Genomic DNA, 25,927 nt, shown 5'->3' with positions numbered 1-25,927 from the left:
CAGACTTCGGCAGGGATTCTTGCATTGCAGCGTACGCCAGCGGCGCGTACGGCAAGCGACTGCGGGCCAGTGCCCGCCCCTGCGCCTGTCCTGCCCGTCACACCACGTCCGCCCGCGCTGTCGGCCATCCGCCCCACGGGCCGGCCAGGCAACCGGCGGCGGTCGCCGCAGAGGCCCCCAAGTGAAACTCCACGCCGACCAGACCCCGTCGCTGAATACCGTCACGGCCTATGGGCCTGACTACATCGAGATCAACCTCGTCCGCCACACCACCTCGATCCTGGTCATGCCGGAAGGCGAGATCCGGCCCTGGCCGGTGAGCCGCTTCGAAGACCTGGAGCCGGTTCATTTCGAGCAACTGGCCGAACTCGGGCCCGAAGTCGTGCTGCTCGGCACAGGCTCCCGCCTGCGCTTCCCGCATCCGCGCCTGACCGCGTCGCTGTCGCGCCGCCATGTGGGCGTCGACGCGATGGACATGCAGGCCGCCTGCCGCACCTACAACATCCTGATGGCCGAGGGCCGCAAGGTGGCTGCGGTGCTGCTGCTCGAACCGGCTGCCGACGCTGCCTGACGCCGAAGCAGGATCGCCCGGCGCCCACGCAAGTTGAGCCCACGGCACGCTTGAAGTCCGGGGGCGCGCCCCAATCTGCTCCCGCTAAGGTGGCAGCCCCCCCTTCCCGAATCACCCTGCCCCTTGCCCAGGAGCCACAAGAATGACGATCAGTCTCAACAAGGCCGTACCCGACTTCAGCGCGCCGATGACCGGCGACGCTACCTTCCGCCTTGCCGACTTCCGCGGCAAGACGGTGGTGCTGTACTTCTACCCGAAGGACAACACGCCGGGTTGCACCACGGAGGCCATGAACTTCCGCGACCAGTATGACGATTTCACCAAGGCTGGCGTGCAGGTCTTCGGCATCTCGCGCGACAGCATCCGCTCGCACGAGAACTTCAAGGCCAAGCTCGAGCTGCCGTTCGAACTGATCTCCGATGCCGACGAAGCGGTGTGCTCGCTGTTCGATGTCATCAAGATGAAAAAGCTTTATGGCAAGGAGTACCGCGGCATCGAGCGCAGCACCTTTGTCATCGACGGCAAGGGCATCCTGCGGCACGAGCTGCGCGGCATCAAGGTGCCGAACCATGTCGACGAAATCCTGGAACTGGTGCGCGCCATCTGAGGTCTTGCGCGTTTTTGCGTGCCTGCGACACAGCGTACAGCCGGCGCCGCAAAGGGTTGGCAAACCCAATTGCCAAACCCGGGGCCTTCGGATACATTGGCCCGTAATGAGTTCAGATTCCGGATGCCACGCTGATTCGACTTCCCGGCCCAGGCGGTTCGCGCCACAGGCCGGTCGCGGACCTGCCGTGCCGCCGGTCCGCAAAGAAGCCGCCAACCCTGTTATGCAGGCATGGCGGCTTTTTTGTTTGCGCTCATGCCTGTCCGCGCCGGGTGCCTCGCGCATGCATGCCCCGGTCCCTGACCACGACGCAGTTGCGCGTCGCGGCACGGACGCCTTAGCCCCTCTCTCGTCCCCCTGAAAGGAAAGCCAAGCATGCCGCTGCCTACCATGCCCGCCAAGCCTGCCCAATTGCTGGACCCGAGCGAATTCGCTCCGGTCTCCGCGGTGCCCAAGGCCAAGTCCGCCACACAGTCGAAGAAACCTGTGCCGGCACTCGAGCGCGTGGCATTGCTGGAAACCGGCGAGGCCAAGGCGCCTGCCGTGAAGGCACGCGCCGCCGGTGGTACCCGCGCCCGCAGCACCGAAACCCCGGCCGGGCCCGCGCCCACGGCCAGCGCCCCGCCGGTCAGCCTGGTCAAGCCCGTGGCCGGCACCTCCCGCCGCGCGCGCAAGGCCGAAGGCCCGAGCAAGCTGTTCGTGCTCGACACCAACGTGCTGATGCACGACCCGACCTCGCTCTTCCGCTTCGAGGAACACGACATCTATCTGCCGATGATGACGCTCGAAGAACTGGACAACCACAAGAAGGGCATGAGCGAAGTCGCGCGCAACGCGCGCATGGTCAGCCGCACGCTCGATTCGCTGGTGGGCGGCACCGACGGCGTACTCGACGAAGGCTTGCCGCTGGAAAAGCTTGGCAACCGCGACGCGCAGGGCAAGCTGTTCTTCCAGACGCGGCTGAACGATATCAAGCTGCCCGAGGGCCTGCCGCAGGGCAAGGCCGACAACCAGATCCTGGGCGTGGTCAGCGCGTTGCAGCAGCAATACCCCGAGCGCCAGGTCGTGCTGGTGTCCAAAGACATCAACATGCGCATCAAGGCGCGCGCACTCGGCCTGCCGGCGGAGGACTACTACAACGACCAGGTCCTGGAAGACAAGGACCTGCTCTACGCCGGCGTGATGCAGTTGCCCGGCGAGTTCTGGGCCAGGCACGGCAAGGGCGTGGAAAGCTGGCAGGATCCCAAGTCCGGCGCAATGTTCTACCGCCTGACCGGCCCGCTGGTGCCCTCTTTCCTGGTCAACCAGTTTGTCTACCTGGAACCGGTCGACGGCAGCCTGCCTCTGTATGCGCAGGTCAAGGAAATCAACGGCAAGACCGCGCTGCTGCAGACGCTCAAGGACTACACGCACCACAAGAACAATGTGTGGAGCGTGACCGCGCGCAACCGCGAGCAGAACTTCGCGCTCAACCTGCTGATGAATCCGGATATCGACTTCGTCACGCTGCTGGGCCAGGCCGGTACCGGCAAGACGCTGCTGGCACTGGCGGCTGGGCTGGAGCAGGTGCTCGACCAGAAGCTCTACAACGAGATCATCGTCACCCGCGCCACCGTGCCGGTCGGCGAGGACATCGGCTTTCTGCCCGGGACCGAGGAAGAGAAGATGCAGCCGTGGATGGGCGCATTCGACGACAACCTCGAAGTGCTGCAGAAGAGCGATGACAGCGCCGGCGACTGGGGCCGCGCCGCCACGCAGGAGCTGATCCGCTCGCGCATCAAGGTCAAGAGCATGAACTTCATGCGCGGCCGCACCTTCGTCAACAAGTTCGTCATCATCGACGAGGCGCAGAACCTGACGCCAAAGCAGATGAAGACGCTGGTGACGCGCGCGGGCCCCGGTACCAAGATCATCTGCCTGGGCAATATCGCGCAGATCGACACGCCGTACCTGACCGAAGGTTCGTCCGGCCTGACCTACGTGGTGGACCGCTTCAAGGGCTGGAGCCACAGCGGGCATATCACACTCGCGCGCGGCGAGCGCTCGCGCCTGGCCGACCACGCCGGCGACGTACTCTGACGCGGGCGGCAGCCCGGGCGCCCTGCCTTGCAGGCGGGCGCCCGGACCCGCTGTCGTGAGCGGCAAGCGCAATGCGGCTATGATGTCCGCACGTCCGCTTGTTGTCCCGCATCCCCACTGGAGGCGTGTCGATGAACCAACAGCATCTCCGCCTGGCCGCGCTGATTGGCGCTGCCATGGCCCTGGCCTGCCCGCTCCAGGCGCGCGCCGCGGCTGACGACCTGGTGATCCGCACCATGGGCCCGGTCAGCTATGTCTGTGGCGGAGTCGCCGAAGACGAGCGCCAGGCGCTTGCCGCGCGCGAGAAGGATTTCAATATCGGTATCCTGTTCACGCAGGGCGCCGCGGGCGAGTTCCTGTCCGACGTCGCGGTCAAGCTGGTACGCGACGAACAGGAGGTCGCAACCTTTCGCGCCGCCGGCCCCCGCTGCCTGATACGTGCGCCAGAAGGCAGCTACAATATCGAAGCCAGTTACAAGGGCCAGCCCAAGTCGATCAAGGTCAGCACCGGCACGCGCAACGCCCAGCTACGCTGGTAGCGGCAAGGTTTCCGGTGCGCCGGCAGGCCGGCGACCGGAATCCAGCGATGCCATTGCGCCGTACCCATAGTTCTTCCAGTCCTCCCGCCCCGCCGGGGCCGCTCGCCAGGGCAGGCCTGCCGCTGCTCTGTGCCACCGCACTGCTGCTCGCGGCGTGCGCCAGTTCCCCACCCTCTCGCCATGGCAGCTTGCCGCGCACGCCCGGCAAGCCCATGGTCGATCCCAGCGCCGGGCTGGAGGAGATCTCGATCCAGGCGATGTCGCTGGTCGGCACGCCGTACCGCTACGGCGGCAACACGCCGGATGCCGGCTTCGATTGCAGCGGGTTGGTGCGCTATGTGGTATCCCGTGCCGCCAACGTCAACCTGCCGCGCACTACCGAAGCCATGGGCACCCGTGGAAGCGCGCTCGACCGCAGCGAAGTCGCTTCGGGCGACCTGGTGTTCTTCAACACCACCGGACGTACCAACTCGCATGTCGGCATCTACGTCGGCCAGAACCGCTTTGTCCATGCACCATCGTCCGGCGGCACCGTACGGCTGGAGGACATGGGCAAGCCCTATTGGGCCTCGCGCTACAACGGCGCACGGCGGGTGGTCTCCGGCGCGATCAACCTGCCTGCGCCAGCCACACCGGTCCCTGCGCCGGCGCCACTGGTACCGGAACCGGCCCCGCTGCCCGACGACGACGATCCCATCGCCGCCTTCGCCAACCGCTGAGCGCCCGGCACGCGGGCAAACAAAAAGCCAGGCAGCTGCCTGGCTTTTTGCATGAGTGGCCAATCCCGCGTTACAGGATATGACGCCCGATCCACCATGCGATCGCTGCCATGAAGGCCGATGCCGGAATCGTCAGCACCCAGGCCCACACGATGTTGCCGGCCACGCCCCAGCGCACCGCGGACATCTTCTGCGCCGAGCCGACGCCGACGATAGCTCCCGTGATCGTATGCGTGGTCGATACCGGCACACCCAGCGCCGAGGCAAAGAACAGCGTCAGCGCCCCGCCGGTCTCGGCACAGAAGCCGCCCACCGGTTTGAGCTTGGTGATCTTCTGTCCCATGGTGCGCACGATGCGCCAGCCGCCGAACAGCGTGCCCATGCCGATGGCCACATAGCAGCTCACGATCACCCACGTCGGCGGCTGGCCGCCGGCCATCACGTGGCCACTGGCGATCAGCAGCATCCAGATGATGCCGATGGTCTTCTGCGCGTCATTGCCGCCATGGCCCAGGCTGTACAGCGAGGCCGACACCAGCTGCAGCCGGCGGAACCAGCGGTCCACCCGCGACGGCGGCGTGCGGAAGAAGGTCCAGCCCACCATCACCATCATGATCGAGCCGAGCAGGAAACCCAGGAACGGCGAGATCAGGATAAAGGCCACGGTCTTCAGCAGACCGCTGCCGACCAGCGCACCGGTGCCGGCCTTGGCCACCGCCGCGCCCACCAGCCCGCCGATCAGTGCGTGCGATGACGACGACGGGATGCCGTAGTACCAGGTAATGACGTTCCAGGCGATCGCGCCCACCAGGGCGCCGAAGATGACGTAGTGGTCGACGATCCCGACATCGATGGTGCCGGTGCCCACGGTAGCCGCCACCTTCAGGTGAAAGACGAAGATTGCGACGACGTTGCACATCGCCGCCATCGCCACCGCATGGTGCGGCTTGAGCACGCCGGTGGACACCACCGTAGCGATCGAGTTGGCCGCGTCATGGAAGCCGTTCATGAAGTCGAACAGCAGCGCGAGCGCCACCAGCAGGGCAATCACCCACAGGCTCATTTGAATGGTCTGCATGCCGATTGCCGCCTCAGGCGTTTTCCAGGACGATGCCTTCGATGATGTTGGCGACGTCCTCGCACTTGTCGGTGATCGTCTCGAGCTGTTCGTAGATGGCCTTCAGCTTGATCAGGCGCTTCACGTCGGTCTCGTCGCGGAACAGCTTCGACATCGCCGAGCGCATCACGCGGTCGGCCTCGGACTCGAGCTGGTCGATCTGCTGGGCGGTCTTCAGGATGGTGCTGGCGTTCCCCATGTCCTCGAGCAGGCCCACCGCGATCTTGACCTGGTCGCAGCACTGCACGCAGATCGCGGCCAGGCGCAACGCCTCTTCGGTCAGGTTGGTCACGTCGTACAGCGAGATGGTCTCGGCCACGTCTTCCATCAGGTCCAGGATATCGTCCATGGTCGTGATGAGCTTGTGGATCTCGTCGCGGTCCAGCGGCGTGATGAAAGTCTTGTGCAGCAGGTCGATGGTGTCGTGCGTGATCCGGTCGGCCTTCTTCTCGGTGGCCTGGACGCGGCGGGCATGCGCCTCGGCGTTGGGCAGGTCGTTGACCAGGGCCTGGAGCTCGTGGGCGGCGGTCACCGCGCAGTCGGCGTGCTGGTTGAAATATTCGAAGAACTTGCCCTCGGTGGGCATGAATCGGCCGAACATGGAATGTTCCTTAAGGCGGCGCGAGTAGCGCTGCTGATGTGTTGCAGATGGATTGAACGCGAAGCACGACAGCCGCCGGGTGGGCGGCTGTCATCAAAGCGCAATATTTTACAGGGTTACGCGGACATTGCCCGCCGATTCGGCACAAACGATACGGCCTGCGGCGCGATCTCGCGGGCGGGCTTGACTTCGTCAGGTGTCGTTGTCGAAGAACGCCGGGCCGCCGGTGAAGTTGTCGAACTTGGTGAACTGGCCCAGGAAGGTCAGCCGCACCGTGCCGATCGGGCCGTTACGCTGCTTGCCGATAATGATTTCGGAGGTGCCCTTGTCCTGCGAATCGGGGTTGTAGACCTCGTCGCGGTAGATGAACAGGATCACGTCGGCATCCTGTTCGATAGCGCCGGATTCGCGCAGGTCGGACATCACCGGACGCTTGTTGGGGCGCTGTTCCAGGCTTCGGTTCAGCTGCGACAGCGCGATCACCGGGCAGTTGAGTTCCTTGGCCAGCCCCTTCAGCGAACGGGAAATTTCTGAAATTTCCGTCGCGCGGTTCTCACCGCCGCCGGAGCCCGACATCAGCTGCAGGTAGTCGATGATGATCAGGCCGAGCTGCCCGCACTGGCGCGCCAGGCGGCGCGAGCGTGCCCGTAGTTCCATCGGATTCAGCGCCGGGGTCTCATCGATGAACAGCTGTGCATCGTTCATGCGCTGGATGGCATGCGTCAGGCGTGGCCAGTCTTCATCCAGCAGGCGGCCGGTACGCAGCCGGTGCTGGTCCAGCCGGCCGACCGAGCCCAGCATACGCATGGCCAGCTGCGTGCCGGCCATTTCCATCGAGAACACCGCCACCGGCAGGCCCTGCTCCACCGCCACATGCTCGCCGATGTTCAGCGAGAACGCGGTCTTACCCATCGAGGGGCGGCCCGCCACGATGATCAGGTCGCCGCCCTGCATGCCGCTGGTCATCCGGTCCAGGTCCACGAAGCCCGTGGGCACGCCGGTCACGTCGCTGGTGCTGTCGCGATGGTAAAGCTCGTCGATGCGCTCCACCACCTGCGTCAGCAGCGGCTGGATTTCCTGGAAGCCTGCCTGGCCGCGCGCGCCCTCTTCGGCAATCGCAAACACCTTGGATTCGGCTTCGTCCAGCAGCTCGCGGACTTCCCGCCCCTTGGGCGCGAAGGCGGCCGAGGCGATGTCGTCGGCCACGGTGACCAGCTTGCGCAGCACCGCACGCTCGCGCACGATCTCCGCATAGCGACGGATATTGGCCGCGCTGGGCGTGTTCTGTGCCAGCGAATTCAGGTACGCCAGCCCGCCAACTTCCTCGGCCTTGCCCGCAACCTGCAGCATTTCATAGACCGTGATCACGTCGGCCGGCTTGGTGGCCGAGATCAACCGGGCGATGCTCTGGAAGATCATCCGGTGGTCGAAGCGGTAGAAATCCGCCTCCGAAAGGAAGTCCGCAATGCGGTCCCAGGCGGCATTGTCCAGCAGCAGGCCACCGAGCACCGACTGCTCGGCTTCAATGGAATGCGGCGGGACCTTGAGGTTATCGAGTTGGGGGTCGGCGACGGGCGCGTTCATGGGGAGGGATTATAAGGCGTGACGCGGCTGGAGGACGCACTACACCGGACATTTGCACGACACCCGCCAGCCAGCGCAAGCGGGCAACAAAAAAAGGCAGGAGCCAGGGCTCCTGCCTTTTCTGCTTGCAGTGCTTCGGGGCGGCGCCGCAGCGCGGCGTCGCTGCGCCGGTCTTAGACCTGCTCGCCCAGCACCGACACGGTCACGTCGACCACGACGTCGGTGTGCAGCGCGACGCTGATCGGGTGGTCGCCCACCATCTTCAGCGGGCCGTTCGGCAGGCGAACCTGAGCCTTCTCGACCTTGAAGCCTTGGCCTTCCAGGGCCACGGCGATGTCGGCGTTGGTGACCGAGCCGAACAGACGGCCGTCAACACCCGACTTCTGGCTGATCTGGACGGTCAGGCCGTTCAGCTTCTCGCCTTCGGCTTGCGCGGCGGCCAGCTTCTCGGCAGCGGCCTTTTCCAGCTCGGCGCGCTTGACTTCGAATTCGCCGATCGCGGTTTGCGTGGCGCGGCGCGCCTTCTTCGACGGGATCAGGAAGTTACGGGCGTAACCGTCCTTCACCTTGACGATGTCACCCAGGTTGCCCAGGTTGATGACTTTTTCCAGCAGAATGACTTGCATCGTGTTCTCTCCGTTACGGACCTAGGGCCTATCAGTTCTTGTGCAGGTCGGTGTACGGCATCAGCGCGAGGAAACGCGCGCGCTTGATGGCCGTATCCAGCTGACGCTGATAGTGAGCCTTGGTACCGGTCAGGCGGGCCGGCGTGATCTTGCCGTTGTCGCCGATGAAGTCCTTCAGGGTGTCCAGATCCTTGTAGTCGATCTGTTCCACGCCAGCCACGGTGAAGCGGCAGAAGCGCTTGCGCTTGAACAGCGGGTTCTGTTGCTGGAAGCGCTTCTTGTTCTTGTTGTCACGTTTGATGAATGCCATGATTCAATCCTTTGCGAATGCTTTACATCCGGTGATGTGAAAGACGAGAGCCTTGCTGTTGCGGTGCCTGCGGGCGAGGAATCCTTCGCAGTCGAGCAGCGTGCCGAGCGGCAATCGCTCAAGCCGCTGGCCAACCGGCCCGATCCCCATCGCTGCAATGGCAAACTCGACCTGGCGCGGCGTTTCCGCCTCGACTGCCTCGCCGCTGTACTGCAAGATGCAGTTCACGACGGGCACCCCGGCCGGGGTATAGCGCAGGGCATCGCGTTCCGCCAGGGTGGCGGCAAGCCGAAGCTGGTTCAACGCGGGGCCTCTTGCTGTTTGCCATTCGTGCTGCCGCGGCCGACGCTGTCAGCCAGGGCTCGCACCGCAGTCCGCACTCAGGCGGCCTGGCCTTCGGTGGTCGTTTGCGCGGCCTTGCGGGCTTCTTCGCGCTGCACTTCCTTCATCATCGGCGAAGGAGCGGTTTCAGCCTTCTTGGTCTGCACGATCAGGTGGCGCAGCACGGCATCGTTGAACTTGAACGCGTGTTCCAGTTCAGCCAGCGTGTCCTTGCCGCATTCGATGTTCAGGCAAACGTAGTGAGCCTTGGCCAGCTTCTGGATCATGTAGGCCATCTGGCGACGGCCCCAGTCTTCCACGCGGTGAACGTTGCCGTTCTGCGAGGTCACGAGCTGCTTGTAGCGCTCGATCATGGCCGGCACTTGTTCGCTCTGGTCCGGGTGGACGATGAAGACGATTTCGTAATGACGCATTGACGCTCCTTTTGGGATTAGCCACCCGGGCGTCACGAGTCCGGTGTGGCAAGGTTGAATAGCCTTAAATTATAGCCCGGTGCCAGCCGGCCGCGCAAGCGGCAAGGCTGCCTCAGGCCTTGGCAAAGGATGCCTGCAGGCGCACGGGATCCTGCGCCAGCGCGGGATCGGCCGCAAGCGCCAGTGTCAGCAACACCCTCGCCTTGTAAGGATTCAGATCTGCGGCAGAGACGAAAACGCCATCGGACGGGCTCGGGTGCGCCGGAATCGCCACATGGCCGGCGCCGGTGCGCGAACTGCGCACCACCGCCACGCCAGCCGCGGCCGCATCCACCAGGGCCTCCGCCAGCGCTTCATGGATGGAACCATTGCCGGCGGCGGCCACCACCAGGCCCGCCACGCCAGCCTGCACCAGCGCATCGACGGCGATCCGGCCCGGCTGTGCGTAGCTCGCCACGATCTCGACCACCGGCCATGCGCGCGGCATCGGCCCGATCGCCCATGCCTGCCGCGGCGTGCGCCCAAAGCGCACGTAGTCGTCCTGCACCATCCCGAGCGGCCCGCATTGGGACACGAAGGCGTCCACCGCCGAGGTATGCGCCTTGGCAACATCGCGCGCCGCGTGGATCTGCTGGTTCAGCACCACCAGGACGCCCTTGCCGCGCGCATCCGGATGCGCCGCCACCCGTACCGCGTCAAGCAGGTTGAGCGGCCCGTCGGCGGACAGCGAGGTGGAGGGCCGCATCGCCGCCGTCATCACCACCGGGACCGGGCACGCCTGGGTCAGGTGCAGCGCCATCGCCGTTTCTTCCAGCGTATCGGTGCCGTGCGTGATCACGATGCCCGCCACATCCGCCTGCGCCGACCAGTGCTCGACGCGAGCCGCCAGCGCGGCCCACAGCGCGAAGGTCATGTCCTTGCTGTCAACCTGCGCCACCTGCTCGGCTTCGATCCGCGCCACCGACTTCAGCGCCGGCACCGCCGCCAGCAACGACGACACGGGCACCGTGGCCGCCTGGTAGTGCGCGCTGCTGGCGGGGTTGCCGGAAGCGCCGGCAATGGTGCCGCCGGTAGCCAGTACAACGATGCGAGGCAATTGGGTCATGGGTGCTGGGGCTCAGGAAACAGAAAGAGGAAGGGAACGCATGCGCCGGGCAATCGATCGCGATTGTAATGGCGGACTTCCGCCAGCATGGCGCGCGCCGATGCCGATCGGTTCACGCGCGCCACCAAAAATTCTGCTTGCGCTGAAGCCGATACTGTATAAAATCACAGCATACTGTTTAAACATACAGTGCCCGGCCCGCCGGATGCAGGATTTCGGGGACAGCCCAGCCCGTTGGGAAGCCCATCCATCCCCTGCTCCAGCGCGCCTGCACGGAACGGCGATCCCATGGCGACCCTGACACCCCGGCAGCAGCAGATTTTCGATCTGATCCGCAATACGATCCGCCGCACCGGCTTCCCGCCCACGCGCGCCGAGATTGCTGCCGAGTTCGGCTTTTCCTCGCCAAATGCCGCGGAAGAACACCTGCGCGCGCTGGCCCGCAAAGGCGTGATCGAGTTGACTCCGGGCGCCTCGCGCGGCATCCGCCTGAAGGTGTCGCGCAGCGATTCGGAAATGCCGGACCAGTTCTCGCTGCCCATTCCCGGCGTGTTGCAACTGACGTTGCCGTTGGTTGGCCGCGTTGCCGCCGGCAGCCCCATCCTTGCCGCCGAGCATATCGACCGCCAGTACCAGGTCGACGCCTCGGTCTTCGATGAACGCCCCGACTACCTGCTGCGCGTGCGCGGCCTGAGCATGCGCGACGCCGGTATTCTCGACGGCGACCTGCTCGCCGTGCGCCGCGCCAGCGAAGCGCCCAACGGCAAGATCGTGGTGGCACGACTCGGCGACGATGTCACGGTCAAGCGCCTGCAGCGGCGCGGCGGCCATATCGAGCTGATCGCGGAAAACCCGGACTTCGCCAACATCATCGTTGAACCCGGGCGTGAAGAGTTTTCGCTGGAAGGCATCGCGGTCGGCCTGATCCGATCCTCCGGCTTCTAGCCGGGCACGGCAGGCCTTGCGCCTGCACGGACCCACCCGCTTCCATTGCTTTGCAGACGCCGCCCGGCTTGCCGGGTGTTGACCCCGCTTTTGCCCAAGAAAGAGGTGCAACCATGCCGCAAACCCACCACGTCGCCACCCGCCGCCCGGTCAAGCCGGTACCGTTCCGCCAGTGCAAGGGCGTACGCGTCTATCAGGGCGCGCAGCGCCGGACCATGGTAGGCAGCATGGCCGCTATCTGCAGGATGCTTGAACTGGAAACCACGAACAAGCTGGCCATTTGAAGCTGGAGTAGCCTCACTCGCTGGCCTGCGCCCCGCCCTGAATCAGCTACGCGCGCACGCCTTGGTTTCCGTTTCCAATTCTTCCGGCGTCATCTGCGGAAACCACGTATTGGTCTTGCGCAGCTCGACGGCCGTGCCATCCGGCCTGGCCGTCAGCGAGATCAGGTAAGCATATGCAAACTCGCCGCTGCCGTTTGGCTGCCCGATCCGGATTTCCGTCTGGTTCTTTGCCGGCAGGTTGACGACCGTGGCCTCATCGCCGAGATTGTTGCGCAGGCATTTGGCAACGTCAGCCATTCTTGCCGGCGTGAACAAGCGCATCGGCGGACGCGCGCGAATGTCTTTTTCCGACGTGCCAGTGGCACACCCCGCCATCATCGCGGCCATTGCCACGCCAACGCCCATTACCGCTGCTCGAAGGAACATACGAACCCTTTGGAATTCGACCCACAAAGTAAAACAGCGCCTTCACAGGCGCTGTTTTACTTGGCAACTTGGGGTGGCTGATGGGACTCGAACCCACGACGACAGGAATCACAATCCTGAGCCAATCCCCAAAATAATCAACAGCTTACGCAAATTCTTTGGAATTTGGGCCAAGCGCTATCCCGCGTCGGCGCAGGCACATTTTCGCAATCTTCCAAAGATTTGGCAACGGGCACGGGTGCCCGCTACTCTGTTCCACCCGCATGGCGCTCTCCGACGAGAGATGGAAGCGCGTGCAGATGCGCAATTTAGGCGGATGTTGATCTTGACGAAGATCCTGGAGGCACGGAATAATTGGCGCGCCGATTCGTCGGCGGCTCGCCTAACTACATGACCCCTCGAAGAGTGATGTAGTGCACTGGCGGGCCTTTTGCATTTATGCGCCCTTCCACTGCTTGCGCGCCTCAATTAGCGCAAGCGCCATCGCCTCCCCGAGATCCGGGGGCACCCGATAGATTGCAGCCAAGCTGCGCATGCGCTGAACCTCTCGCGCCACGTCATCGTGCGTCTCCACGGGGGGCAGTTCGGCCGCCATCTTGAGGCGTTCGTAGAGAAGGTCAATCAGTTCCTCGTCCAGTGAGGCGACCAATTCGGCAGCGCTGGGTAGGTTTGGCAATGTCACGGGATACTCCAAAAGCTAAAAGGCGCCCGGAGGCGCCTTCTTAAATCTGACCTCGCTTACTTAGGACGCCTTGAAATACTGCAGCACGAGCGCGTCGGTGGCAGTAGTGGTCGGAACCCAGTTCACGGCAGTGCTATTAATAGTGGGCGTCAGCGTGAGCGTCAAACCGTCGATAACGGTGGCCTTGATGCCCGTCATCGTAATCACGACAGCACCCGTGGCGGCAGTGACCGAGTACCCCGAGCATACGCTGGTTGCGGTGGGAGCTGCCTTCAGGCCCAAGCCGGTCCAATCATCAGCCGTTGTAGGGAACGAACCATTTTGTTGAGCGTAAAGCGCAACAGCGAGCTTAATAGGCTCCGCGCACGCAGCCACTTTCGACAGCTTCGACTTGACCGTGTAATCCTGGTACTGCGGAATTGCAATCGCAGCCAAGATACCGATGATCGCCACTACGATCATCAGTTCGATCAGCGTGAAGCCTTTTTGTACCCGTTTTCCCATCCGCGCTTTGTTCAGCATGAGTTGACCCCCAAAATTTTTAAGTTACGCAGCGAATTGCTGCTGGAGGAACATAGAGCATGAGGCGTGCCAGATACCTCAAATGAGTAAAAACGGCGGAAAAGTGACAATTTTTGTCAGACCTTGCCCGCAGCCGGTGGGGTGAGTGACAATTTTTGTCACCGTGCGTCAGCCGGAGCGTGACAATTTTTGTCACCCCGTCGGTGCGCCAGGTGACAATTTTTGTCACATCCACATGTTCGATCCGAGCGCTTCCGCACTTACCAGGCTGCTATGCAGACAGCGCAACTGACTTGGGATCAGAGGGTCGCATGTTCGAATCATGTCACCCAGACCATAAAAACCCAATGGAAACAATGGGTTGGATCGAAAGATCCAGGCCGCTTCTCTTTTCTTCCAACGGACTTGAGTCAGGTAAGCCGCTCCCAATATCCAGTCCTTCTGTATTTTTCTGTTCATACAGTCCTGCAGTCCACATGGGCCGTCCAAAGGCCCGAACCGTCAATCTATTTCCCTTTGGACGGCGGGTTGTTCCCTCTCCCTTGCCGGATTCTTCCTCTGTACGACTCGGCCAGGATTGGGGGCCGGCTGCTGGCAGCCCATAGAGCACATGATCGTCTCCTGAGGTGGTCAGTATTTCCCCGAGGATCCGTGCCTACTGCGAGCGAATACTGTATATTTATACAGTATTAATTGAGCCCGAACGCACTATGCCCGCCCCCACCACCATCTTTCTGGAAGCCCATTACTTCGGCGAGGACAGCGAGGAGTTGCGCTTGCCGTGCGAAGCGGTTGCGGCCACTGCCGGCGGCCTCGTCGTGACCGGGTTGGAAGCGAGGCAGCTGCGTGCACTGAAGTGGCGGCCCGATTTCCTGTCCTACTGGAAAGACGGTCAGCTGATCCGCCTTGCCGTAGGCCCATGGGCTGCAGCGGATGCGGCCACGGTCCGCTTCACCCTGCGCTGAAACGCTCGGAGATCTGAACCATGGGCAACAGCAAACTGGCGGCCGGCTGCCACCTTCGGCCCACAGCCTGCGACCCGATTCCCGCAATCGGCGCCAACGGCATTCTCGCCCAGGTCCAGGGCAATCACATCGCCGCAGCGCTACAAACACTCGGTCCGGCCACGCGCGAGGCGCCAAGCCACCATGAGGTGCTTGTGGAGGCGGGGCATCTCGGGACCGTGCGTCTGTTTATCGAGAAGAAGCAAGCCCGCCACGGACGGCATTCGCATTACTTCTGGTCGGCGTACCGCGCAGAACCCGTGGTGTAGGATCGATCCCCTACCGCCGATTCGGGAGACTCTCATGTGCGTCAACTATGCCCCGATCCAGCGCCAGGTGCTGCACGACATCTTCGGCATCGAGCCGCCGCAGGCTGAGTGGAAGCCAGAGATTTGGCAGGACTATGCCGCGCCGATCGTTCGCGCAGCAGACGGCGCGGAGCGCGAGTGTTTGCTCGGGTCGTTCGGCATGACGCCGCGCAGCCAGCTGCGTGAGGGCCAGAAGATGCGCGCCACGATGAACGCGCGTAGCGAGACCATCGGCCAGCTGGTTTCGTTCGCGCGCCACTGGAGGGCCGGCCAGCTCTGTCTGATCCCGGCCTACCGATTAGTTGCCACGGTATGGACATCCAAAATTTTCAGTCCTGGAGCGGCCTTGAGCTGAATTGACAATGTCCATAGCGCTCAGGTGGATTCATCAGGAGAACCTTTGAGGCCTTGCTTTTGGCTGTTGCGGCGAAGAGCAGCCGGCCGACATTATGGCGGACTACAGATTGGCGTTACATTGGTAGCTGACTTGGCTTCCAATTCAGCGACGCGGTCCGTTAGCTCGAGAATCTTTGCATTGGCCTCATTGAGCAGACAGGTAACCACATCCCGTTGTTTCGTGAGATCCTCGATTCGATCTCGTAGGTTCCGATTGCGCTTGCGCTGCGCTTGCAGTGTTTGACGTGGGGATGGTGGGCGATCGTCGGCATATGTCTCCAGGTAATGCTGAATGTCCGCGATTAGGGTCGGGAACCGTGACTTCTTCAATGCACTAGGATCGCAGCCGGCTTCCTTGGCGACGTTATTCTGGCTCACCGGCGTTCCTTCAGGCAGCCGCTCGGGCTGCCCTCGTTTTAGACGCTCGAACGCTTGACGATACGCTGCTTCAGCCGACGGCCGCGAGTTGGGATCAATCTGATTTGATGACATCGAAGAAGCTCCTCACGCTGCGTTTCTGTGCTTCAAGCGATGCCCGTAATGGACCGCTAGGCGGCGCATCTGCGAGCTGTTCGTTGAGATGCCGTTCCAAGGCCTTAACTTGCCCAACCCTTTCCTTGTCATACAAGACTTCAGGACAGGGCTTCCCCTCGTGGCCACCACCGCAATGCGCGATGGACTCGATGCCGCCATAGGTGCACGGCTGGCGGTTCGTGCATAGGCCAAGCAGGATCTCGCGGCAGGCCACGCGATCCTCCTTTGCGAGCTTCGTCAACTTCTTTGCGTCTTTCGGATCGATGAGCCGTACGATCTCTGCCTTACGCTTCTCCCCGTGCGGGCTAACATAACGGTCTGTCGTCATGCGAGCGAGTTCCTTACCGAGGGTCTCATACAGAGTTCGTACGTAGAGCGTTTGGGCGTTTTCTTCGAGCCGAACACGAGCATAACCGCGGCCATAGTACAAACTCATTGCGCGTGAGACGTGCTTGAGCTGGTACTGAAGCGAAGCGTCCGACACGAGGCCGGAAGCCTGCATATTGACCGCCCCGGTTCGCCTCAACTGGTGCCACGCTAGTGGCCATATATTGCCCACTGCAAACCGCGGAGAATCTAGTGTTGGCGTGACAAGCCGTGCCAAGTCAAGGTCCGGTTGGGTGATGCGCAGTTCGTCCGGATCAAATAACTTCGGGTACAAAGTCAGCACGGCAGCGTAAGTGGGATTACTATGCCGGAGGTGATAGGCCGGTGTGCGACCCACGTTCCACGGCTCATAGACATGGGTCTGCAGAAGAGGATTGCGCCTGTCATCCGGTGTAAGCGGTACGGCTGGATTAGCCTGGGCACACGCGATCCGTAGCCGCGCGACGGCGTTCATGGCTTCCACCGCCGCCTTCGCCGACGGTGACGCAATCCAAATCGCCTCATGGTCGCGCATCGTCTTGGTCGTCACGCCGTGCAAAGTATGGATGGGACCAAAGACAGGATCCTCTTCGACACAAAGACAGTCTGCCCGGAGGTTCCATCCTTCCTCGATCCGCATCAACGAGAAATTCAGCAAATAGGCAAGCCCGACCCGGCTGATCAGGGTTAAGTATCCGGAGAACGAATCCACTCCGATCGATGCCTTGCCATATTGGCGACCACGAGGCCCCACCCAGCACGCCAGCAGCTCGTCAATACCGAACTTTTCAGCCGTCAGCGCAAAGGGACCGAAAAACTGCTTGCCGCTTCTCGCTCCGGTAACGCCGCGTGGCCACTGGAAGGGATTGGACGCCGAGGAGGCGGGTCCCGCAAAAGCTGCTGTAAGAGATCCATAGTTCCAGGCATAGGCATCAACGCAAAATCGAAAGCAGTCCTCGACTCGCTCTCGGTGTGCGAGGAAATCGTCGAGGCATGTGCGAAGCCGTTCTAACTGGTATCGCCAAATGCGCGGCGGGATGTAAGGTGTCTGCAGCGTCTCGTGGGCGGGCAGTGCTGCCTCTAAGCGGGTCATCCCTTCCCGGTCCAGCAAGGTGAAGCCGAGATTGTCGCGATGCTCATAAATGGCATGCAGAATTCGCATGACGTCGTTCCCGCTCGATGGCGAAATCACCTCGCAAAGCCGGTCTGCGACTCGCGGGAAGCGCATCAAATCTGACGCCAGAATGCCCTCCCGTGAACACAAGGCAAACAGCGGTCGGATCAGGTCGAATTTTGTTTCCAACGTTCTTGCCGACCGCGCGCCGTGGGGTCCCCACAACCACCAGCCGGCGATCCTTCTCAGTAGATCCGCGTTGGCCCGATCAATCGGCGGTGAATTGGTCAAACGGCCATCACCGAAATTGAGCGGAATGGCCTTGCCTGCCCACGGGTCCAAACGCCAGATCGAATCGCCCCAACGGCTCACCACGTTGCCTGCAGCGTCAATGACCGCCGGCCAGTCTTGTGCCGGGGGCCACGTCGGCGGACGGTAGTTAGGCGCAGTGGGGACAACCAGAGGGGACTCAATCGCGAGTCCAAGCCGCAAGGGATCGACGCTCATGAGCGAACCTCGGCGAGTTGGATAAAGCCCTGCCAGGTGGGGTGATAGTCGCCTTCTTCAATGCGCAGGAGCGCTTCGCGTACCCACAATCCCCGCACCTTGCTACTGCCTTCATAGAACTTCAGCTTGGCGGTCAGCCGGTCGATGGCGAGTGCAGCGGGATGCGGGACCGCCGATGTCTTGGCTCCAGACGACGGACGGTCGCGTGCCAGTTCGAGTGACTTCAGGTAGCGAAAGCTTGCCAGGGACCAAACGTGGTTCTCGCTATCGACGTCGCGATGGTGAACGCAAAACAAGCAGCCAGCCGGGCTAACGCAGTCGGGACGAGTCGCTTGTGGCGGGATACCCGGTAAGGCTGCAGGCGTTGGCGATACGCATCGTCCCGGACCAGGAGGCGCGATGTTCGGATCGGCGCGGCTGTGAAAGCGCGAAATCTCCAGCATTGCGACCTGTGGATTAGGCTCGACGTAGTCGCGTAGCAAGGTCTCGCGCGCGTGCTGTGCCATCTCAGCCGCCACCGCTGGATCCTGTAACTCACGCAGTAACCAGTTGACCCTGACCTTGCGCAGAGCCCGAGGCGGCACGAAGGCTATGCCAAGCTTGCTGCATACCGTCCGGACCCTGGTGAACGATGGAGGAGTGTCTTCCGCGCGACTGCGCCTCACAAACGGAAATAGCAAACCGCACGGATCATCCGGAAACATGGTTGAGCGCCAGATGAGGTAACGCTCGAATAGGGCACGATATTCGCGATAGATCTCGAACTCAACCTCGCCTTGCCGGCGATGCTTGTATCGCCGCACCTGATAGCCGTCCAAGTGACTCGTATAGTGGAAATGGGCGACTCTGGCCGTGAGCGCCTGGGCCCGGTTCAGTCCCGTCTGGGCGATGAACAGCAGTAGCTCGGCTTCGATCCTCAAATTGACCAGGGGATATCGAGTGCGAAGCGAAGTATCGGCCATCCACGCCCCACGCGCCTGATCGGAAATCGGAGCACGTCGCCGTCGTGATGCATCTCCTTCAATCGGCTTGTCGACTTCGGGGCGCGGCAGGAACGACCACTCTTCGATGACCTTCCCGGTGCGCAATGGAATTCGCACTGGCAGTGGACCGCGTATAGCTTCCACAGTCAACGCGTCGCAGATATCAGCCAGCGCGTGCCCGAACGCAAACGACTTTTCCAGGTTATGCTTGCTTGCCTTTGTGTTGTGAACCACCCAATCATCGCGGGGCTTGCGAATTCGCGTATCGACCAGAATGCTGATGCGCCTTTCCAAAACCATGTCCAGGACAGCGGCGACCGACTTGGCAAGCTGGTACACCCCTCGCTCCCTCAAATCACCGTTGATGCGTTGCCGCTGCAAGAGATAGTCGGTCCAGTGAATAAATGCATAGACCACGGTGTCGAGGGACAACACAGGTCCGGCATCATCCGCCCATGCGAAAAACCGCCGCAGGCAATAGATCTTGGTCCTTGCGGTCTCTTTGCCACCACCGCCGACAAGGCCGCTCGCAATCTCTGCGTGCATCCTCTGAACGAGTTGAATCCGCTTCAGGACAGGTGTTCCCAAGTCGCCACCTGCTATAAGACCAGCAACCTTATTCACTTTTGCCGCGGCACCGCCACGATAAAGTAGGCAGCGCAAATCCCAACGCGTCTCCTTGGCGCCGAGCCGCACCATTGGAAACGTCAGGTCTGGAAGATCGACCTCAAGCATCTCGACTCCTCATGGTGTCTGCCCGATTGACGATCCCAGTAAAAGCGGCCATGAACGCGTTGGCAGCCGCCTCCTTGGCGGAGGCCTTCTGGAGGAACTTGATGTATCGGAACGTTGTTGCTTCGTCCCGGTGCAGCAAGGCGTCCTTCACGATGGAAACGGCGTTGACGACGCCACCGGCCGCAATGACCAGGCGCGCCAACTCGGTGGCAAACGTGCAGCGGGTCTGATGAAAATGGAAATGCCTCAGTACGCCAAGGCCGGCCGCCACCCCAGCCCGCCGCAAGGAGAACATCTCGACGTTGACTGCCGTCGACTGATCCGAGCCGCGCCGGCCGTAGCCATTGCCGAACCGCGTCAGAAAGAGAAAATGCCGGTCCTGATGGGATGCCTTGGCTTCCCGCATCAAGCGCCGAGGGCTGCCGGAGTACTCCATCAAGTCTTCCAACAACGGCTGTGGAATCCACACCTGCCCAGTGACGCCGAACTTGGTGTGAACCGGTGGCGAAGCGCCGGGGCCCACGGCGAGGCGGTACAACCCTGGCGCCAAAGGATCCGGGACGGCGCGCTCAAGCGTCTTGACCTTCAAATCGCAGATCGTGCCTAAACGCATCCCGGCAAAGAAACCGAGCGATAGTATGCGAAACAACTCCGGGCTGGCGTGTTCGTGTGCAAAAGCGAGAATCCCATCGCGGTCTGCTGTGGACACTGGCAGCAGACCGTCCTCGAGCCGTTCACCCGGGCGAATGCGATTGGGAATCGCAAGGTCAGTCGTCAGCCTCGCAAGGGTTCGCTCAAAGCCAACCGAGTCGAAGTATTTGATATAGACGATTTTTTCACGCCAGAGCGGCGATGTAGGCGAAAACAGACAGCGTGCCTGAGCCCAACGATAGAAATGAACGACATGGCGCATCCGCATGCTCGCGGTCGAAGGGCTAATCAGGCCTTTATTCCGGGCGTTGATGAGGGCGCCCCGATACTGTACGAGGCAGCGCTCCTCCTTGCGGATCGGAAAGGCGAACCACTTCAAGTTCCGAGATTCCAGGAACGAGGCGTAGTCGGCAAGGCCACGGAGATTCGCTTCCACGGTCTCAACGACGACCATCTCGCGGCCGACACGGTCGACGGCCCAGAGGTTTGCCTCCCTCCATGGGGAGTGATCAGCCCAGAATATCTGCGGTAAGGCAGGTATCGCACGACCGTTGCGCTGCAGCGCATAATCCACTTTTCCATCGACAATCTCACATCGGTGGGGGACAAAATGGATATGTTCAAGAGTAGCCATGGGCACCTCCTGTCGTCGGTGTCCATACTGTCGACGATATGGGCTACACGTCCATTACGTGCTGTTCCCTGTTCCTGCTTACCGGTAAGTAGCCGTGTATGGGGTACCCGTGTCAGGATAGCTGGACCGCAGTGTCCAGATTTCAATGTGCCCAGGGAGCAACGGCTTTAAGCTGCTTTCCGAGCCAGCGTGTCTATGCTGCCACTCCGAGAGCCTCCAACAGCGTTGACCCGTTGGGCAGAAGCCGGCCATCTGCGGCCATTGGCGTGCGCTATCGCACGGACATTCGAATGTCGGCTCCGCCCAGTCAACGGACCTTCGCGCGCCGACCGTGCTCGTCCCTCCTCGGTCTTTCCGGCTCGTCGCGGATCAGAGACAAGGGCAGATAAGTACCGTGACGGGGACCCGCTTTCGAAAAAAGAGACATTCGCGGATTTCGCTGAGCGCCCTTTAGCGAACATCTGCCGCATGTGATCCGCCTCAAGGTCCGACTTCAGGTAATCATGCCAAAACCCAGAATGCGAATTTGAGTCCGGAATTTTTCTTCGATTTCAAGCCTGACCACCAATTGTCGATCACCGGCGCGTAGACACAGACTGGCTGTTTCCTTATGCGTGGCGATCATGGCGGCGATTTCCGCATTCTCACAATCGATCAGCAATGTGGTACCCGAGATTTTCAGCGCCTTGCCCTGTTTCTCGGTGGTCTTGATGAAGGACTCCACCGTTTCTGGGAGGGGCTGGTCTTCCCGGGTCTGCAGAAACGCTCGAAGTTCGGCAATGTCGCGCCCTTTTTCAATCGCTCCGACAGCCTTTTGGCGGTCCAGTCGCCAACTCTTGTCCGTTGCCTCTACGGCCCAGGTATCCAGCGTCAGCGATTCTTCCGTCGACAGGCTTCCGCCGACGACATTTACGTGCAGACTGGGCAAGACAGACAGCTTGACGCTCGGCTGGATCGGGACGGGCGTGTAATCCTCAACCGATCCGAGACACCAGGCACCCAGCGGCGTCACGCGGAAGTAGATCAGGCCATCGTAGCGGCTGAGGAATTCCAGATCGTCAGTCCCCCACAGGTCGCCAAAGTCGTTGCGCGCGCCGGTCGCTTCGATGTAGGCGACATCAATGATGCCAAGGGCGGCGGCGTACTCGAGCAGGAAGCAGAGGAGGTAGCGGAACTGCAGAATCTCCCAACTATGATGAAAGCCGTTATTGCCGAGGCTGCCATATTGCGGGTCGCCGATGTAAAGCTTCCACGGGTTGTGCGTCACGTCAAACGTTTGGCCTGTCGCCTGCATGAACCGGGAAATGTCATCGACATCGATCCACGCTCCAACCGGACAGAGCCGCAGTATGTCATTGATAGCGGCACGACGCGGCGCCACCGCGGTCATGACGCGACCTTTCGATTTCTGCCCCTTGATGACGTCAATGCGGCTGAACTCGTCATAGAGATTCGACTTAAGCCATTTGCTCCAGATCGTACCCAATACACTGGCTGGGGAAGACGTCAAAGCTTTCCGCCCCGTCGTGCTCAATGCCAGTTTGCTACCGTTCCGTTGCACCAGTCCGGCAGCCTGAAGCAGCAGGGGCCACGAGAACGCCTTGATCGGGCCGATTTCCTGATCCCATTGATCTTGCTTTGGTTTGTGGGCATAGAAATCGCCGCCGGCGAGGCTTTCCGTCAACAGGCGCAGCGTGGCTGAGCCGGGCAGCGATGTCTTGTCGCTGACCTGGAGCTTGCCCTGATCAGTCAGACGCAGCAGAACCGACAGATCCACCATGGCATCGCGCTCGGTGTGTCGCACCGTCAGCCGGTTTTCGCCGATCTCCTCCGGAAGCGTTTCGATTGTGCTCAGCCTGACGGCCTCGGGTTCGGGCACGAAGGTCCTCAGTCGCTCGCGCATATCATCGGGCAGGCTGTAACACCCATCCTGGTGATACAAAAAAAGGCCCAACGCCGTCGGCGGTCCATAATACGAATGGCGGCGGCCATTCTCCTTGATGGTGAAATCGGGCAACTGCCCGTATTTCGCCCGAAACCGGTTTCCATCAAAGGAACCATCCAGGGCGTACGCAGTTTCCGCCACCGCCATCCGCTGGATGTCATCCAGACGATCCCAGAGTGCGCGCAGCCCGTCCCCGGCAAGACTTCGCAGGATCGCCCCGACCAGTAGATCTTTCCTGCCGGTGGGGGAGGCATCAGGAAGCCAGCGCATCAGCGATTTCAGCTGGTCGATGGTGAGGCGGGCGAGCACTTCGTTCAACGTGTTCATTGGCAAAATTGGATGTGCTTCTCAGGGACGACGATGATCTGCATTATCTTCGACATCTCCGGCTCGCTCGTAGTCTTACACGGTAGGATGCGGGTCCTGTCAGCGTTTCAGTAGCGATCCAACAAGCCGCGCTTCATCCATGTCAGCAAGCCCCCCCAACGTCGCCCCCAGGCCCGATCCGGAACGCCTCGCGGGACTGGTCGAGCGTGTCACGTTCCACAACGCCGATAGTGGCTTCTGCGTCCTGCGTCTGAAGGTCAAAGGCGAGCGTGAACTCGTCACCCTGATCGGACACACCCCGACCGTGGCGCCAGGAGAGTACGCCTCGGCGTCGGGTACATGGGTTACGGATCGCGAGCACGGGAGACAGTTCAAGGCGGTCTTCGTCAAGATTTCGCCACCGAACACGCTGACCGGCATTGAGCGCTACCTCGGCTCCGGGATGGTCAAGGGTATCGGTCCTGTATACGCCGGCCGGCTGATCAAAGCCTTCGGTGCTGCCGTGTTCGACATCATCGAGCAGACACCTGAGCGGCTTCGGGAGGTCGAGGGGATTGGCGTGATACGTGCCAGAAAGATCACCTCGGGCTGGGCCGATCAGAAGATCATTCGCGAGATCATGGTCTTCCTGCATGGCAATGGCGTTTCGACGTCCCGCGCCGTGCGGATTTTCAAGACCTATGGCCAGGACGCCATCGCTATCGTCACGGAAAATCCTTACCGGTTGGCCCGGGACATTCGCGGCATCGGGTTCCTGTCGGCCGATACCATCGCCCAGAAGATCGGTATCGCACATGATTCCCCGCTGCGTGCACGGGCTGGCGTCTCCTACGCGTTGTCAGAAGCAGCCGGAGAAGGCCACTGTGGCTTCCCCCGGAGCCAACTCGTGTCGCTTGCCGTGAAGCTGCTCGAAATCCCGCAAGCCATCATCGAGGATGCGATCGACCAGGAACTGGCAGAGGAAGTCGTAATCGCCGATACCGTTGACGGCGTTCCAAGCGTTTTCCTCGCGCCGTTGTACAACGCCGAGCTTTCGATCGTCTCGCAAATGAAGCGCCTGAAGTCTGGATCGCCGCCATGGACCGCATTTGACGCCGACAAGGCAATTCCCTGGGTTGAGAAAAAGCTCGCGATCCAGCTTGCCGATAGCCAGAAGCAGGCGATTCGTCTGGCTCTTTCGTCAAAGCTGCTGGTCATCACCGGCGGCCCTGGCGTCGGGAAGACGACACTGGTCAATTCGATACTGACGATCCTGCGTGCAAAACAGGTGAAGGCGTTGTTGTGCGCACCAACCGGACGGGCGGCCAAGCGATTGTCGGAATCGACCGGGCTTGAGGCGAAGACGATCCACCGGCTGCTTGAAGTCAATCCGGCCAATGGGCAATTCAAGCGCAACGAGGAGTCGCCGCTCGAATGTGATCTGCTGGTGGCTGACGAGTGCTCGATGGTCGACGTGCCGCTGGCGAACCAGTTACTGAAGGCGGTAGCGAGCGCCACCGCGGTGATCTTCGTCGGCGACGTGGATCAGCTCCCCTCGGTTGGCCCGGGACAGGTTCTCTCTGACTTGATCGAATCGGGCGCGGTGCCTGTCGTACGCCTGACTGAGGTGTTCCGGCAGGCCGCCACGTCGCGCATCGTCCGGAGCGCCCACCAGATCAATCAGGGGCTGTTCCCGACCCTCCCGGAAAAAGGCGAAGAGTCCGATTTTTATTTCGTGCCGGCGGAAGAACCCGAGGCGGTTGCCCGGACCGTCGTCGACCTGGTCAAGACCCGGCTACCCCGAAAATTCCAGTTGGACCCCGTGCGCGACATTCAGGTGCTGTGCCCGATGAACCGCAGTCTCACCGGCGCTCGCGGCATCAACCAGATGTTGCAGGAGGCGCTGAACCCGCCGGGCGAACACAGTATCGAGAAGTTTGGCTATCGCTTCAGCGTCGCCGACAAGGTCATGCAGATCGAGAACAACTACGACAAGGACGTCTATAACGGCGACATTGGATTCGTGACCCACATCGACGCTGAAGAGCAGGAGCTCACAGCGACCTTTGATGAGCACATCGTCACCTACGCATTTGGAGAACTGGATGAGCTGGTGCTGTGTTACGCGACGACCATCCACAAATCTCAGGGATCGGAATATCCGGTTGTGGTGATCCCCGTCTCGACGCAGCACTACATGATGCTCAAGCGGAACCTGATCTACACCGGCATCACGCGCGGCAAGCGCCTCGTTGTACTGGTCGGTCAAAAGCGTGCACTGGCGATTGCGGTCAAGGGCAAGCAAACGGAACGTCGCTGGTCGAAGCTCGCAGAATGGTTATCTCCCTGATCCGCGCGTGTTAATGCTGCTGCCTCCAGGCCGTCTTCGGCCAACTGTGGCGGCACACCCGCTTCCTCCTCCAGGCGACGGGTGATTCGCGTCGCCTGCACTGTCACACCACTCGCAGATCCATTTAGAACGGCCTTTCATCTCCGTTCTGCGACGCCCCCCCGAAGCCATCGACGTTTGACGGTATCCATCGCACAGCACAAGACGAAATCAACCGCGAAATACGAATAAACGTCCGCCGTCCGGCCGAATTGACGACCGAATGTCCATTCGGTCGGTCCGATCAACGTAAGCGGTCGACTAACAACGCCTCTTGCGGCCGGATACGAGGTCGGCTAAACAGCGGATGTCTTGAGATTCCAAGGCAGCAAGGCCTCGTAGTCGTCAGCGGTCTTCGCGAGCGGCAGCGCCTTGAACAAGGCGACGAGATAGCGGTACGTATCGACGCCATTGGCCTTGCAGGTCTCAATGATCGAGTACAGATTCGCGCTTGCGTTCGCGCCAGCCACGGTGTCACAGAAGAGCCAGTTCCGGCGCCCTACGGTGAACGGCCTGATCGAATTCTCAATCACATTGTTCGATATCGGCCAGGCGCCGTTCTCGACGTAACGGACGAGCTTGG

28 protein-coding genes are annotated in these 25,927 nt (G+C 61.7%); 11 read left to right on the top strand and 17 right to left on the bottom strand.

What is annotated here, in order from left to right:
- Window positions 1–181: 181 nt before the first annotated feature.
- The 5 genes from K309_RS0123620 (at window position 182) to K309_RS0123600 (ending at window position 4,515) form a co-directional block, all read left to right on the top strand.
- Entirely contained in the window at window positions 182–571 is a 390-nt protein-coding gene (locus tag K309_RS0123620; protein ID WP_029048709.1) for an Mth938-like domain-containing protein, read from the top strand.
- 142 nt (window positions 572–713) lie between these two features.
- Window positions 714–1,178: a peroxiredoxin gene (locus K309_RS0123615; protein ID WP_029048708.1), complete on the top strand. Its 465-nt coding sequence runs from the start codon at window positions 714–716 to the stop codon at window positions 1,176–1,178.
- Window positions 1,179–1,553: 375 nt separating this feature from the next.
- Window positions 1,554–3,257, top strand: coding sequence for a PhoH family protein (locus tag K309_RS0123610; protein ID WP_029048707.1), 1,704 nt, complete (start codon window positions 1,554–1,556; stop codon window positions 3,255–3,257).
- Window positions 3,258–3,388: 131 nt separating this feature from the next.
- Window positions 3,389–3,796, top strand: coding sequence for a hypothetical protein (locus tag K309_RS0123605; RefSeq protein ID WP_035878244.1), 408 nt, complete (start codon window positions 3,389–3,391; stop codon window positions 3,794–3,796).
- Between the two features lie 47 nt (window positions 3,797–3,843).
- Window positions 3,844–4,515, top strand: a complete 672-nt coding sequence (locus K309_RS0123600) for a C40 family peptidase (protein ID WP_029048705.1) — start codon at window positions 3,844–3,846, stop codon at window positions 4,513–4,515.
- Window positions 4,516–4,585: 70 nt separating this feature from the next.
- Here the strand turns inward: K309_RS0123600 and K309_RS0123595 are convergent, their stop codons facing one another.
- The 8 genes from K309_RS0123595 to K309_RS0123560 all read right to left on the bottom strand — a co-directional run bounded on the left by K309_RS0123595 (window position 4,586) and on the right by K309_RS0123560 (window position 10,613).
- Window positions 4,586–5,593, bottom strand: a complete 1,008-nt coding sequence (locus K309_RS0123595) for an inorganic phosphate transporter (protein ID WP_029048704.1) — start codon at window positions 5,591–5,593, stop codon at window positions 4,586–4,588.
- Window positions 5,594–5,606: 13 nt separating this feature from the next.
- On the bottom strand, window positions 5,607–6,233 hold the full coding sequence (locus tag K309_RS0123590; RefSeq protein ID WP_029048703.1) for a DUF47 domain-containing protein: 627 nt from the start codon (window positions 6,231–6,233) through the stop codon (window positions 5,607–5,609).
- A 192-nt stretch (window positions 6,234–6,425) separates the two neighbouring features.
- Window positions 6,426–7,817 carry a replicative DNA helicase gene (locus tag K309_RS0123585; RefSeq protein ID WP_029048702.1) on the bottom strand — a complete coding sequence of 464 codons (1,392 nt, stop codon included), beginning with the start codon at window positions 7,815–7,817 and terminating at the stop codon, window positions 6,426–6,428.
- Window positions 7,818–7,990: 173 nt separating this feature from the next.
- Window positions 7,991–8,443: a 50S ribosomal protein L9 gene (gene rplI / locus K309_RS0123580; protein ID WP_029048701.1), complete on the bottom strand. Its 453-nt coding sequence runs from the start codon at window positions 8,441–8,443 to the stop codon at window positions 7,991–7,993.
- Between the two features lie 31 nt (window positions 8,444–8,474).
- Entirely contained in the window at window positions 8,475–8,753 is a 279-nt protein-coding gene (gene rpsR, locus K309_RS0123575) for a 30S ribosomal protein S18 (RefSeq protein ID WP_011298166.1), read from the bottom strand.
- Window positions 8,754–8,756: 3 nt separating this feature from the next.
- On the bottom strand, window positions 8,757–9,056 hold the full coding sequence (gene priB, locus K309_RS0123570; protein ID WP_029048700.1) for a primosomal replication protein N: 300 nt from the start codon (window positions 9,054–9,056) through the stop codon (window positions 8,757–8,759).
- A 77-nt stretch (window positions 9,057–9,133) separates the two neighbouring features.
- On the bottom strand, window positions 9,134–9,508 hold the full coding sequence (gene rpsF / locus K309_RS0123565; RefSeq protein ID WP_029048699.1) for a 30S ribosomal protein S6: 375 nt from the start codon (window positions 9,506–9,508) through the stop codon (window positions 9,134–9,136).
- A gap of 112 nt (window positions 9,509–9,620) precedes the next feature.
- Complete coding sequence (locus K309_RS0123560) at window positions 9,621–10,613, bottom strand: asparaginase (RefSeq protein ID WP_029048698.1); 993 nt, start codon at window positions 10,611–10,613, stop codon at window positions 9,621–9,623.
- A 288-nt stretch (window positions 10,614–10,901) separates the two neighbouring features.
- On the opposite strand from K309_RS0123560, the gene lexA reads away from it, so the two are divergent.
- Together lexA and K309_RS42525 are read left to right on the top strand one after the other, a co-directional pair.
- Window positions 10,902–11,558, top strand: coding sequence for a transcriptional repressor LexA (gene lexA / locus K309_RS0123555; protein WP_029048697.1), 657 nt, complete (start codon window positions 10,902–10,904; stop codon window positions 11,556–11,558).
- 113 nt (window positions 11,559–11,671) lie between these two features.
- Entirely contained in the window at window positions 11,672–11,842 is a 171-nt protein-coding gene (locus K309_RS42525; RefSeq protein WP_198030846.1) for a hypothetical protein, read from the top strand.
- 42 nt (window positions 11,843–11,884) lie between these two features.
- On the opposite strand, the gene K309_RS0123545 is transcribed toward K309_RS42525, so the two are convergent.
- The 3 genes from K309_RS0123545 to K309_RS0123530 all read right to left on the bottom strand — a co-directional run bounded on the left by K309_RS0123545 (window position 11,885) and on the right by K309_RS0123530 (window position 13,454).
- On the bottom strand, window positions 11,885–12,229 hold the full coding sequence (locus K309_RS0123545; protein WP_232232466.1) for a hypothetical protein: 345 nt from the start codon (window positions 12,227–12,229) through the stop codon (window positions 11,885–11,887).
- A gap of 475 nt (window positions 12,230–12,704) precedes the next feature.
- On the bottom strand, window positions 12,705–12,950 hold the full coding sequence (locus K309_RS0123535; protein ID WP_029048695.1) for a hypothetical protein: 246 nt from the start codon (window positions 12,948–12,950) through the stop codon (window positions 12,705–12,707).
- A gap of 60 nt (window positions 12,951–13,010) precedes the next feature.
- A complete protein-coding gene (locus K309_RS0123530) occupies window positions 13,011–13,454 on the bottom strand; it encodes a pilin (RefSeq protein WP_035878252.1) in 444 nt (147 codons plus the stop codon).
- A gap of 728 nt (window positions 13,455–14,182) precedes the next feature.
- On the opposite strand from K309_RS0123530, the gene K309_RS37195 reads away from it, so the two are divergent.
- From K309_RS37195 to K309_RS37190, 3 genes are read left to right on the top strand one after another with little or no spacing between them, the layout of a single operon-like run.
- Entirely contained in the window at window positions 14,183–14,437 is a 255-nt protein-coding gene (locus K309_RS37195) for a hypothetical protein (RefSeq protein ID WP_035878243.1), read from the top strand.
- Window positions 14,438–14,457: 20 nt separating this feature from the next.
- Window positions 14,458–14,745: a hypothetical protein gene (locus K309_RS0123515; protein WP_029048693.1), complete on the top strand. Its 288-nt coding sequence runs from the start codon at window positions 14,458–14,460 to the stop codon at window positions 14,743–14,745.
- A gap of 34 nt (window positions 14,746–14,779) precedes the next feature.
- The gene (locus tag K309_RS37190; RefSeq protein ID WP_051320574.1) at window positions 14,780–15,139 is read left to right on the top strand and encodes an SOS response-associated peptidase family protein; all 360 of its coding nucleotides are present in this window, start codon (window positions 14,780–14,782) and stop codon (window positions 15,137–15,139) included.
- Between the two features lie 92 nt (window positions 15,140–15,231).
- Here the strand turns inward: K309_RS37190 and K309_RS40225 are convergent, their stop codons facing one another.
- The 5 genes from K309_RS40225 to K309_RS0123490 all read right to left on the bottom strand — a co-directional run bounded on the left by K309_RS40225 (window position 15,232) and on the right by K309_RS0123490 (window position 22,976).
- Window positions 15,232–15,672 (bottom strand): hypothetical protein, encoded by a 441-nt coding sequence (locus K309_RS40225; RefSeq protein ID WP_084402511.1) that lies wholly within the window; start codon window positions 15,670–15,672, stop codon window positions 15,232–15,234.
- A complete protein-coding gene (locus K309_RS42520) occupies window positions 15,653–17,701 on the bottom strand; it encodes a hypothetical protein (protein WP_029048692.1) in 2,049 nt (682 codons plus the stop codon). The genes K309_RS40225 and K309_RS42520 overlap by 20 nt, the downstream gene beginning before the upstream one ends.
- A complete protein-coding gene (locus K309_RS0123500; RefSeq protein ID WP_029048691.1) occupies window positions 17,698–19,419 on the bottom strand; it encodes a site-specific integrase in 1,722 nt (573 codons plus the stop codon). The genes K309_RS42520 and K309_RS0123500 overlap by 4 nt, the downstream gene beginning before the upstream one ends.
- Window positions 19,412–20,704, bottom strand: coding sequence for a site-specific integrase (locus K309_RS0123495; protein WP_029048690.1), 1,293 nt, complete (start codon window positions 20,702–20,704; stop codon window positions 19,412–19,414). The genes K309_RS0123500 and K309_RS0123495 overlap by 8 nt, the downstream gene beginning before the upstream one ends.
- Window positions 20,705–21,197: 493 nt before the next feature.
- Window positions 21,198–22,976, bottom strand: coding sequence for a hypothetical protein (locus K309_RS0123490; RefSeq protein ID WP_035878242.1), 1,779 nt, complete (start codon window positions 22,974–22,976; stop codon window positions 21,198–21,200).
- A 139-nt stretch (window positions 22,977–23,115) separates the two neighbouring features.
- On the opposite strand from K309_RS0123490, the gene recD2 reads away from it, so the two are divergent.
- Complete coding sequence (gene recD2 / locus K309_RS0123480; protein WP_029048688.1) at window positions 23,116–25,305, top strand: SF1B family DNA helicase RecD2; 2,190 nt, start codon at window positions 23,116–23,118, stop codon at window positions 25,303–25,305.
- Between the two features lie 335 nt (window positions 25,306–25,640).
- Here recD2 and K309_RS37185 read toward each other — a convergent pair.
- Window positions 25,641–25,927 (bottom strand): transposase domain-containing protein (locus tag K309_RS37185; RefSeq protein WP_035878241.1); only part of this gene is annotated, 287 nt, incomplete at its 5' end.

This window comes from Cupriavidus phytohabitans (assembly GCF_000426345.1).
Lineage (GTDB): Bacteria > Pseudomonadota > Gammaproteobacteria > Burkholderiales > Burkholderiaceae > Cupriavidus.
The sequence above is the reverse complement of the archived record's forward strand: the minus strand, read 5'-3'. Positions and strand labels throughout refer to the sequence as shown.

Coding starts and splice junctions, on each gene's coding strand:
- recD2 (WP_029048688.1), top strand. CDS start 23,116: ATGTCAGCAAGCCCCCCCAACGTCGCCCCCAGGCCCGATCCGGAACGC.
- rplI (WP_029048701.1), bottom strand. CDS start 8,443: ATGCAAGTCATTCTGCTGGAAAAAGTCATCAACCTGGGCAACCTGGGT.
- K309_RS42520 (WP_029048692.1), bottom strand. CDS start 17,701: ATGAGCGTCGATCCCTTGCGGCTTGGACTCGCGATTGAGTCCCCTCTG.
- K309_RS0123530 (WP_035878252.1), bottom strand. CDS start 13,454: ATGGGAAAACGGGTACAAAAAGGCTTCACGCTGATCGAACTGATGATC.
- K309_RS0123585 (WP_029048702.1), bottom strand. CDS start 7,817: ATGAACGCGCCCGTCGCCGACCCCCAACTCGATAACCTCAAGGTCCCG.
- rpsR (WP_011298166.1), bottom strand. CDS start 8,753: ATGGCATTCATCAAACGTGACAACAAGAACAAGAAGCGCTTCCAGCAA.
- K309_RS40225 (WP_084402511.1), bottom strand. CDS start 15,672: ATGTCATCAAATCAGATTGATCCCAACTCGCGGCCGTCGGCTGAAGCA.
- lexA (WP_029048697.1), top strand. CDS start 10,902: ATGGCGACCCTGACACCCCGGCAGCAGCAGATTTTCGATCTGATCCGC.
- K309_RS0123600 (WP_029048705.1), top strand. CDS start 3,844: ATGCCATTGCGCCGTACCCATAGTTCTTCCAGTCCTCCCGCCCCGCCG.
- K309_RS0123605 (WP_035878244.1), top strand. CDS start 3,389: ATGAACCAACAGCATCTCCGCCTGGCCGCGCTGATTGGCGCTGCCATG.
- K309_RS0123595 (WP_029048704.1), bottom strand. CDS start 5,593: ATGCAGACCATTCAAATGAGCCTGTGGGTGATTGCCCTGCTGGTGGCG.
- K309_RS0123515 (WP_029048693.1), top strand. CDS start 14,458: ATGGGCAACAGCAAACTGGCGGCCGGCTGCCACCTTCGGCCCACAGCC.
- K309_RS37195 (WP_035878243.1), top strand. CDS start 14,183: ATGCCCGCCCCCACCACCATCTTTCTGGAAGCCCATTACTTCGGCGAG.
- K309_RS0123500 (WP_029048691.1), bottom strand. CDS start 19,419: ATGCTTGAGGTCGATCTTCCAGACCTGACGTTTCCAATGGTGCGGCTC.
- rpsF (WP_029048699.1), bottom strand. CDS start 9,508: ATGCGTCATTACGAAATCGTCTTCATCGTCCACCCGGACCAGAGCGAA.
- K309_RS0123490 (WP_035878242.1), bottom strand. CDS start 22,976: ATGAACACGTTGAACGAAGTGCTCGCCCGCCTCACCATCGACCAGCTG.
- K309_RS0123610 (WP_029048707.1), top strand. CDS start 1,554: ATGCCGCTGCCTACCATGCCCGCCAAGCCTGCCCAATTGCTGGACCCG.
- K309_RS37190 (WP_051320574.1), top strand. CDS start 14,780: ATGTGCGTCAACTATGCCCCGATCCAGCGCCAGGTGCTGCACGACATC.
- K309_RS0123495 (WP_029048690.1), bottom strand. CDS start 20,704: ATGGCTACTCTTGAACATATCCATTTTGTCCCCCACCGATGTGAGATT.
- K309_RS42525 (WP_198030846.1), top strand. CDS start 11,672: ATGCCGCAAACCCACCACGTCGCCACCCGCCGCCCGGTCAAGCCGGTA.
- K309_RS0123590 (WP_029048703.1), bottom strand. CDS start 6,233: ATGTTCGGCCGATTCATGCCCACCGAGGGCAAGTTCTTCGAATATTTC.
- K309_RS0123615 (WP_029048708.1), top strand. CDS start 714: ATGACGATCAGTCTCAACAAGGCCGTACCCGACTTCAGCGCGCCGATG.
- K309_RS0123545 (WP_232232466.1), bottom strand. CDS start 12,229: ATGGCCGCGATGATGGCGGGGTGTGCCACTGGCACGTCGGAAAAAGAC.
- K309_RS0123560 (WP_029048698.1), bottom strand. CDS start 10,613: ATGACCCAATTGCCTCGCATCGTTGTACTGGCTACCGGCGGCACCATT.